Origin of the sequence: Paenibacillus sinopodophylli (genome assembly GCF_005930355.1) — a bacterium.
In the GTDB taxonomy this organism is placed as follows: Bacteria; Bacillota; Bacilli; order Paenibacillales; family Paenibacillaceae; genus Pristimantibacillus; species Pristimantibacillus sinopodophylli.
On the sequence record NZ_VDBO01000006.1, the window covers coordinates 237,942 to 247,147 of the forward strand.

Annotated in this window: 2 protein-coding genes and 2 pseudogenes; 3 read left to right on the top strand and 1 reads right to left on the bottom strand. The window is 45.6% G+C overall.

Going from position 1 to position 9,206, the window contains the following annotated elements; all coding sequences use genetic code 11:
- Window positions 1-269 precede the first annotated feature (269 nt).
- Entirely contained in the window at window positions 270-4,049 is a 3,780-nt protein-coding gene (locus FGT79_RS21390) for an S-layer homology domain-containing protein (RefSeq protein ID WP_171056358.1), read from the top strand.
- A gap of 129 nt (window positions 4,050-4,178) precedes the next feature.
- Here FGT79_RS21390 and FGT79_RS31980 read toward each other — a convergent pair.
- Window positions 4,179-4,404: pseudogene (locus FGT79_RS31980) on the bottom strand (SpoVR family protein); the annotation flags it as partial.
- 110 nt (window positions 4,405-4,514) lie between these two features.
- Here FGT79_RS31980 and FGT79_RS32620 point away from each other — a divergent pair.
- Window positions 4,515-4,592 (top strand): annotated as a pseudogene (locus FGT79_RS32620) (Uma2 family endonuclease); the annotation flags it as partial.
- Window positions 4,593-5,237: 645 nt separating this feature from the next.
- On the top strand, window positions 5,238-9,206 hold a 3,969-nt coding region (locus tag FGT79_RS21400; RefSeq protein WP_138754859.1), incomplete at its 3' end, for an InlB B-repeat-containing protein.

Sequence of the window (9,206 nt, forward strand, 5' to 3'; positions counted from 1 at the left end):
GAGATATATGAATACAAACACAATCAGCCGGCGAGATAAAATCTCGACCGTTTTTTTTTTGCTCCAAACAATAAACCGTACGACATCCTACTCTATATGGGACAGGAATTGTGTTGGATCACATGCTCTCAATTAAGCGATGCGTAGGCACTTATGTAAGTTCAGATTCTACTTAATAAAACGACTTTTAATTACTTATTATTTGAATACAATATAATTTCTTAATAGTTTAGGGGATTTAAATTTACATTGTACTGTTATAGTTCTCGTTGACCATCATTTTACTTAAGGGAGTCGGGAAATTAATGAAAGCTAAGTTATTACGTAAAACAATCGTTATCGCATCAATCGTTTCATTGTTAGGGGGTGGATTACATACCGGTTTTGGTCAAAATAATCATGTTTATGCAATAGGTGATCCTACACCATCTGTAATCGTTGAAGATTTTGAGGATGGAATCTCAGATGTGAAATTTAACCCTAAACGTATGTATGGTGCTACGCTGCATTTGGAAGATAGCAAGAAACGTGTAAGAAATGGACAATATTCGGCTAGAATTGATTACGATATGATTGGTATTGTAGATAACCCCTCTCAAATTGAAGTCGGGTATAAATCGGGAAATATCCCCGTATCTGGTTACCCTACTAAAGTAGGGATGTGGGTTTATGGAAACAATGAAGGACATTTGCTAACGACAAAATTCAGAGATGGTGGTGGATCTTCATTCCAAGCTGAGTTTTACGATGGGAATCAAATGGGTGTAGATTGGTCTGGTTGGAAGTATATCGAGGCGGCAGTTCCGCAAGGTAAGCCAGGTCCGATTGTCCTTGAATTGTTTTTCCAATTGAAACAATCGAATATGAGTAAGAAAAATAAGGGTTCTATTTGGGTAGATGATATTACCTTTATCTATCAGGAAACGGATGAGGATAAAGACGTTCCGAGCATTAAACCTTTAGTCCCTGCCCCGAATGAAGTATTAAGCGCTCCACTTGACGAGTTAAAAGTTGAGCTGAACGATAATGGATCAGGTTTAGATTTGGATACCTTATCTGTGCTTTTGGATGGAACGAATATTACGGATAACGTGGACTATTCTGCACAAACAAATTTATTGACCTATCCTGGAAAAAATGTGGATGGCGGTTATCATGAGCTAGTTATTGAAGTGAAGGACAAAGCCGGTAATCCAGCAGAGAAAACATTTGCCTTCACAGTGAATGCAGGAGAACGTTTAACTATGACTGCAAACAAAGAGGCAGTAAGTAATGAAATTTATGCTGTTAAAGTAGGTATCAAAGATTATTTGAATGCGGAACGGGCAGAATTTGCATTAAATTATGACGCCAGCACCCTTCAAGTTGAAAGTATTTCTGAGGCAAATGGAGTTGCCCTAACTTCAGATATTGATAATGAGCATGGAACTGTTCAGGTAGCACTTAATAACCTAGCTGCAGCAGCTCATGAATTCGTAACGGTTAACTTCAGAGTGAGCTCTCATGCCGCTTTAGGACGTGGTGAAAATTTCAAATCTATAATAATGAGTAATTCAAAGCTAATTGCTGGCGAAATTCAGACGAGCTCACCATTAGCTGCTCCGATTCACTATACAATCGCCTTTCCATATCAGATAGAAATGACGGGAGTAGGTTTGGGAACACCTTCTACCGTTACAGTATTAGACCATGAGGGCAAACCGTATGAAGGTGCGGATATTGTTTTCATTGGATTATTAAAGCAAAGCTCAGTCGTTACCGTTAATACCGTAACATCTAATGTATATGAGGATGATGATACGTCTTCAGATGTACTAATGGTTGCAAAAGCCGGCGAACGTTACTATGCTTCAGCAGAGGCTGAGGATGGATTATTCGAAATTATTTTTGCAGACGGTCAAACCACAGGCTATATCTCTGAATCTGACGTTAGCAGTCAGCAATTGAATGGCAGCCTTGGCAAAACGGATGCAAAAGGACAATTAACGACAGACCTAACTACATTGGCACTTGGCACCTATCAGGTTCAAGCGGTCAACGGTGATAAGAACAGTAAGGTTGTCAATTATGAGGTTGTAGAGCAATACGGAACACATGAACCTCAATATGTTCAAACCTATGTGGCAGAAGATATGTCATCCCAGCTAAGTGCTGCTTGGCAAACAAAGCCTGACCAAACCTATACGTACCTTCAATACATTGAAGCGAGTGAATGGGGAACAGGAGAAAGCCCTGATCTCAATCATGTAAAAGAACAACAAGCTGAGAGTGAACTTCAAGTGCTTAGCATGAAGGAAAATGGAACGAAAGGTGAAATTCGCTTTCATAATGCGTTAATTAAAGGCTTGAAACCAGTTACCGCATACAAATATCGTGTAGGCTATGAGGGCAATTGGTCGGAGTGGTATGAATATTCTACAATTGATCAGGATAAATCAACTCCAACCTCATTCTTATTTATTACAGATTCCCATACGAATCAATCACATGGAATACAAACCTATCAAGAGCTAATGTCTAACGCCTTGCAACAAAACCCAACAACAGAGTTTATTATGCATGGTGGGGATATGGTAGATGTAGGCGGCGCATTTGAAGAATGGCAAAATTTTTGGGAAGCCTCTTCGGTCTATGCAACAAAAATTCCATCTGCTCTAGCATTGGGTAATCATGATGTGAAGAGTGAGGGGAAAGAAGTATTTACCAAGGGTGCGAATTTCCCAACGAATGGACCAGAATCTCAAGTGCAATATGCTTACTCTTATGATGTTGATAATACTCATTTTGTAATATTAAATTCAGAGGGTACAGAGGAGCAAATGATAGATCAAGCTGCATGGTTGGAAAAAGATTTGGAACAGAATGATAAAAAATGGACAATTGCTATGTTCCACCGTCCGGCTTACCATACAGAAAATGGTCGAGAAACCCTTGTTGAGTATACACAAACGTATTTTGCACCAATATTAGAAGAGAAGAAAGTAGATTTGGTTCTGGTTGGTCACGATCATGTGTATGCGCGCACCTATCCGATGCAGGATGGTAAGCCTAATAAGGATACAAATGCTGGCACCGTATACCTAGATGGTGGTGCAGCGGGCTGGAAATTCTATGATGGTACGAAATATAATTATTTGAACTTTATTTTTGATGAAGACGTTCCCGTATATTCCGCTATTAAAATTACTGAGGATGGCATTCATGTGGAAGCACGTACGAGTGCGGGGGTTAAGTTCGATGAGTTTACTGTTGTAAAACCGACAACAATTGAGCCGACACCAACACCGACACCAACACCAACACCAACACCAACACCGACACCAACACCGACACCGACGCCGACAACATCAATACCAACACCGGTACCGACAACATCAACGCCGACATCGACGCCGTCACCAACACCAATAGCAACACCGACGCCGGTACCGACATCAACGCCAACGATTTTGAAACCTGTCTTCAACGACAAGGTAGATGTGGACGTAGTTAAGGCAATGGTGGAAAAAGAGAAATCTGCTCCTGCCGTAAGTTTTAAGGACGTTCCAGCGTCTTCATGGAGTGCTTCAGTAGTAGAGCGTGCTGCGAAGATGGGAATTGTTACAGGCTATAGTGATGGTTCTTACCATCCTAATGAGAAGGTAACTCGTGCTGAGTTTGCTACAATGCTTGCAAAAGCTTTTGGTCTAAGCGGTTCAAGCGGTTCCACTTTTTCTGACACTAATGGACACTGGGCCTCAGGGCAGATTGCAGCATTACAAGCTAATGGAATAATCACAGGTTATAGTGATGGAACTTTCCATCCTAATCAAGAAATTTCCCGTGCTGAGATGGTTGCTATGCTTGCTCGACTGACGAACTATGTTCCTAGCCCATCCAATCTCTTCTCAGATGTAGCTACGAACTGGGCTTCTGAACCAATCAATGCTTTCGCAAATGCAGGTATCGTAAGTGGCAAAGGCAACGGATCGTTCAAACCGAATGAATCTGCTTCCCGTGCTGAGTCAGTGGCGATGATCATTCGATTGTTGGATATGTCGCTTGTATAATAAGTGAATTTTTGAAAATGCATTGAGATTAAGCGGTCTTAGTCCTGTATCCCATAGGACTGAGGCCGTTTTATTTTGTCTTTCATTCATAGTTGATCTAGGCGCATACGTAGATCAAAAGCTGGACCCTACCAAATCCTTAGTTAGGTCATTATGAAGAAAGGAAATATTAGAGTAGAGCACGCGAAACTCGAACTTCTTTTCTCTGCCCTTGCCGGGAACACGGCAGAAGCGGAACTCGATATTCTCGCATATTTCCAGTCCCCAATAATAGGGGATTTAATGAATGCCGTGATGGTTGTACGATGGAGGAATTCAGCTTGGCGAATTTAATCGTTTCGTCGCTGGTCAAGTCAAACAGCTGCACAGTGAGAATTCAAAGCAGCATGTTTTATCATTTAGGTACACGCAACCAGATTTTCAAGACGAACATCAAGGTTGGTTGTTGTGGGAGAACTACATTTTGCGCCAACGCTAATTATCGAAGTGTTGTCTCCATCTACGGCGCTTAAGGATTTCTCCGAGAAGTTCAACCTTTTTCAGGTATGAGACTTATATATGGAGCAGGATAGCGTACGGTTGAACGTGTTCAAGGATTTTAAGATATTTGAGTGCGTAGTTTTGCAGAAAGCCAACTGAAGGAAGCGGAATGCTAAGAAAAACAGCCTAAGTAGCAGGTGTGAAACAACAAAGCGAGTCCCAATGTATTCAGGTACATCGGGACTTTTTGAATTTAGGTGGATCTATATTTACAGGTAATGGTTGAACGAATAGCACGCTTAAGAATAGGACGGAGCACGGGTGAAGTTAGGTATTCGGATGAAAAGAAGATAGATAATTTTCGGAACGAACTTTTTTTTTGCATAATAATCGTCTACATTCGCAATCGATCTCTATCTTGAGTTCATTTTAACAGTGGTATATTTAACGGAGGAAATATATCCACCATGGGCTGTATGTAAATACCGGTGGAGAATTGGGAGCAACACGATAATGCAGAGGTAATCGAATAACCCCCTTTGAATGCGGTTACACCGGTTATTTTTTACGAAGGTGGTGAAGTTCATGGCACAGTATTCAAGTAACAGTCTAAATTTTTTGTGAAATAGTGTTCTGTGAAACTAGCTTTTTACTAATCATCTCTATTTTATCATTATCATTTTATCTATAAGGAGATTGAACATTTCCATGAAACAAACAAAACAACTGAACCGAAAACGTTTCCTTAGTCTGCTTCTCACAGTGGTGCTGATAGCATCGGTCTTGACCATGCCGACGGCTCAGGCCGAATCTTTAACGGACAAGCCAGTAACGGCGGCTTCCATAACGAGCAGTCCCATCCCGGATCGCATACGTGATGGCGCTATACTGCATGCCTTTGACTGGAATTTAAGTGTCATAGAGGAAAACCTACAGGTTATCGCTGACGCCGGGTACACGGCGATACAGACTTCGCCTATCATGGGCAGCGCCTCTGGGACCAACTGGTATTTTGCCTATCAGCCCAGCAACATGCTCGCTGGCGGCAAAGGCAACAGATATGGCGACAGGGATGCGTTTGTCAGCCTGACCACTGCCGCCAAAGCACTTGGCATCAAGGTCATTGTCGACGTGGTGCCTAACCATATGGGCAGCACTGGCAACTCGGATGCCCCGTGGAATGACAACACATATTTCCACAGTGTGAGCGGCAACGTAGGCTACAATGACCGTTTTCTTCTGACCCAACCAAATATGATCAGCGGACTAAGGGATCTGAACACGGGCTCCAAGTTTGTTCAAGATTCCTACATTGCTTACTTAAAGGACATGATTGACGCTGGCGCGAGCGGCTTCCGCTACGATGCCATCAAGCATATCGAACTTGACGACGACGCGCCTTCCCCAGCGAGCATTGCCGCGGATTATCCCGATGGGGAGTTCAAAAGCGATTATGTGAAAAATGTGACTGGTGCCGCCAAAGCCTACTTTGAGGAGAAAGGCAAAGTGAACTTCCAGTATGGCGAGGTGCTGCAAGGGGGAGACCCCAAGAACGACAGGATGAAAGGCTATGCTAAGTATATCGACATGACTGCTTCCAAGTACGGGCATGATGTACGTGGCGTCCTCGAGGTAGGGGACATCGGTCGTCTCGACAAATGGGCGGATTACGCAGCCGAGGGCCTGTCGGCCGACCGGCTGGTACCCTGGGTGGAATCCCACGACACCTATAACAACGAAGGAGAGTCCCTGAGCTTCAGCCCGAAGCAGATCAGACAGGGCTGGGCCATTATTGCCGCCCGTAAGGACGCATCCCCCCTCTTCTTTGCCCGTAATGTCAACGCTGATGGGAGCCAGAGAACAAGCGTACTGACTGCAGACAACGTAGACAATAACCGGCCTCAGTGGAGCCATCCCGAAGTGGTTGCTGTCAACAAGTTCCACAACGCTATGGCGGGACGGGACGAGAATCTGGTAAGCCTCGGTAACAATGCCGTCATGATCGAGCGCGGTACAATTGCGGACGGCGGCGGTGCGGTGCTGCTCAACACAAGTACAACCGACCGTGTTCTAGGCAGTGTACCGGTGAATTTCTTGAAGGATGGTTTCTATGCTAATGCACTGAATCCGACCAACATCTTTACAGTAGCGAGCGGCAGGATCAGTGGAACGATTCCTGGCAACCCTGCAAAAGCCAACAACACTGACATCGGCAGCAACCCAGGCCTTGTGGTTCTAATGGAGAAAGAGGTCGCAACCTCCGCCGTTCTGGCTGCTTTGCCTAGCGATGACGATGTGCTCGCCGGCAACAGCTTTACCGGCAATCAGCTCAAGCTCAGGATGTCCGCCGTCAATGTGACCAATGCCAGCTACGCTATTAATAACGGCGATGCTGTGAGCTTTGCTCATAATGACATCATCACTGTGAACGCCAACTACAACGAGCCGATTACCGTCACGTTGGTGGGCCGAGCAGTCGAAGGGGATTGGATGACCAAAGCGTTTACCTACACTAGAGTCGAACCTGTAGGAGCGGTCGTTCCGCCGGTCGCAGAGCCAACTCATGTCAATGTTTATTTGTCGATCAATCGCAATGCGAACTTCCAAGCCTGGGGTACCCACACCTTCGGTGTGAGGACTTACACGTACAACCCTGAGTTGTTCGGCGGATGGCCTGGCGGTACGATGACGAGATTGAAATACAATGGTGTCGACACGCATTGGTACAAGATTAGTATGCCTCGGGCTGCCGTAGGCGGAATCATATTCAATACTCAGAACAACTCGGGCACTGGACAACAATCCGGTCAACCGGCGATTACCGCTTCAATGCTGAATAATGAGCAATTATATTTCTATGGTACTGGAGCTTCAGGCTATGCGATCAACACGGGCTCCAACTGGGATACGACCTTTGCGGCTGGCAACAATATCGGCTTCGCAAGCAGCAACGTATTCCCACCGGGGCGCAATGGCGTAATTTTCAACACGTCGGGCGGCAGCTCGGTCGCCAATCAATATGTTCGTGAAGGGGAAAAAGCGACTCGGCCGACAACCGATCCGACTCGCAGCGGTTATCTATTCGACGGAAAATGGTATACCGATTCGGCTTTCACGCAGGAGTATAGTTTCAGCACTCCTGTGGTCAACACTCTCGGCGAAGGTCATATTTACGCCAGGACTCTCTACGCTGGATGGATTCAGCTAGAAGCCGACAAATTCTTGGTCCAGTTCAACTCTCAGGGCGGCAGTTCGGTCATGTCCATCCCTAATGTGGAAGGCGGCAGCAATATCAATGTGCCACAACAGCCGATCAGGAACGGTTATACTTTCGCGGGATGGTACAAGGATTCGGCCTACAATAATGCGTGGAGCTTTGGCTCTGATACCGTGACGGCGGTGACAACACTCTTCGCCAAGTGGGAGGCTGTATCCTACACGATCACCTATAAGGACGGTGAAGGATCAGCCGTTATGCCGGGCAGCCAACAGGTCGCTTATACCTTTGAAACGCCGACGTTTAACCTCGCCGAGCCGAGCCTCAAGGAGGGGTATAGCTTCAATGGCTGGTATACCAATTCGGAATTCCTGCCGAGCTCAAAGCGTGTCAACGTTGCAGTCAACTCTGTCGGTAATTTGACTTTATATGCCCGCTTTACGGCGAATACCTACAGTATTATGCTGGATCCTCAGAGTGGATCAGGCGGTACGGAAAGTATTTCGGTCAACTACGGCGGCAAACTGCCACTGGGAATCACCCGCCCTGAAAGAGATGGATATTCTTTTCAAGGATTCTACACAAACACTGGCGGAAATGGCCAACAGTACTACAGCAGTGGCGGCGTCAGAGTATATGAGGGCAACTGGTCTACCGCATCCGTCAGCAACTTCTACGCTCACTGGATCCTCAAAGATGATCCGGACATTGCTAATGTAGCTGCGGCGGTAGCAGCCCTCGAAATAGGCTACGCAGCAGGCAACAATGCAGCTGTTGTCACACAAAACGTGGCACTGCCTACGACAGGATTAAATGATGTCACCGTTTCCTGGTCAAGTGACAATCCTGAAATTGTTCGTACAAATGGTGAAATTGTTCGTCCATTAGCAGGTGCGGCAGACGCCATTGTTACCTTGACTGCAACCTTAACGAAGGGTGAAGTAACGGATACGAGAAGCTTTACGATGATCGTCAAGTCGATGGAAATCGAAGCTATACCTGTTGAAACGATCCAAGTTAGCGGTAATGATGCGATCACAACAAAGGGCGGTACACTTCAATTAACAGCAGAAGTGCTGCCGGCAGATGCAACGAACAAAGCGGTCATCTGGTCTGCCTGGAATGGAACAGGAAGCGCAACGATCGATGAGTCGGGTCTGTTAACTGCTGTAAGCGACGGTACCATAACGGTGACGGCGACAGCAACTGATGGTTCGGGCATCGTGGGAACGAAATCGATTACGATTAGCGGCCAGACGCAGTCCAACCCGGAAAAACCAATTGAAAGTATTACAATTAGCGGAAATGATGCGATCACAGCAAAAGGCGGTACGCTTCAACTAACAGCAGAGGCGCTGCCTACAGATGCAATGAACAAAGCGGTCATCTGGTCTGCCTGGAATGGAACAGGAAGCGCAACGATCGATGAGTCGGGTCTATTGACTGCTGTGAGCGACGGC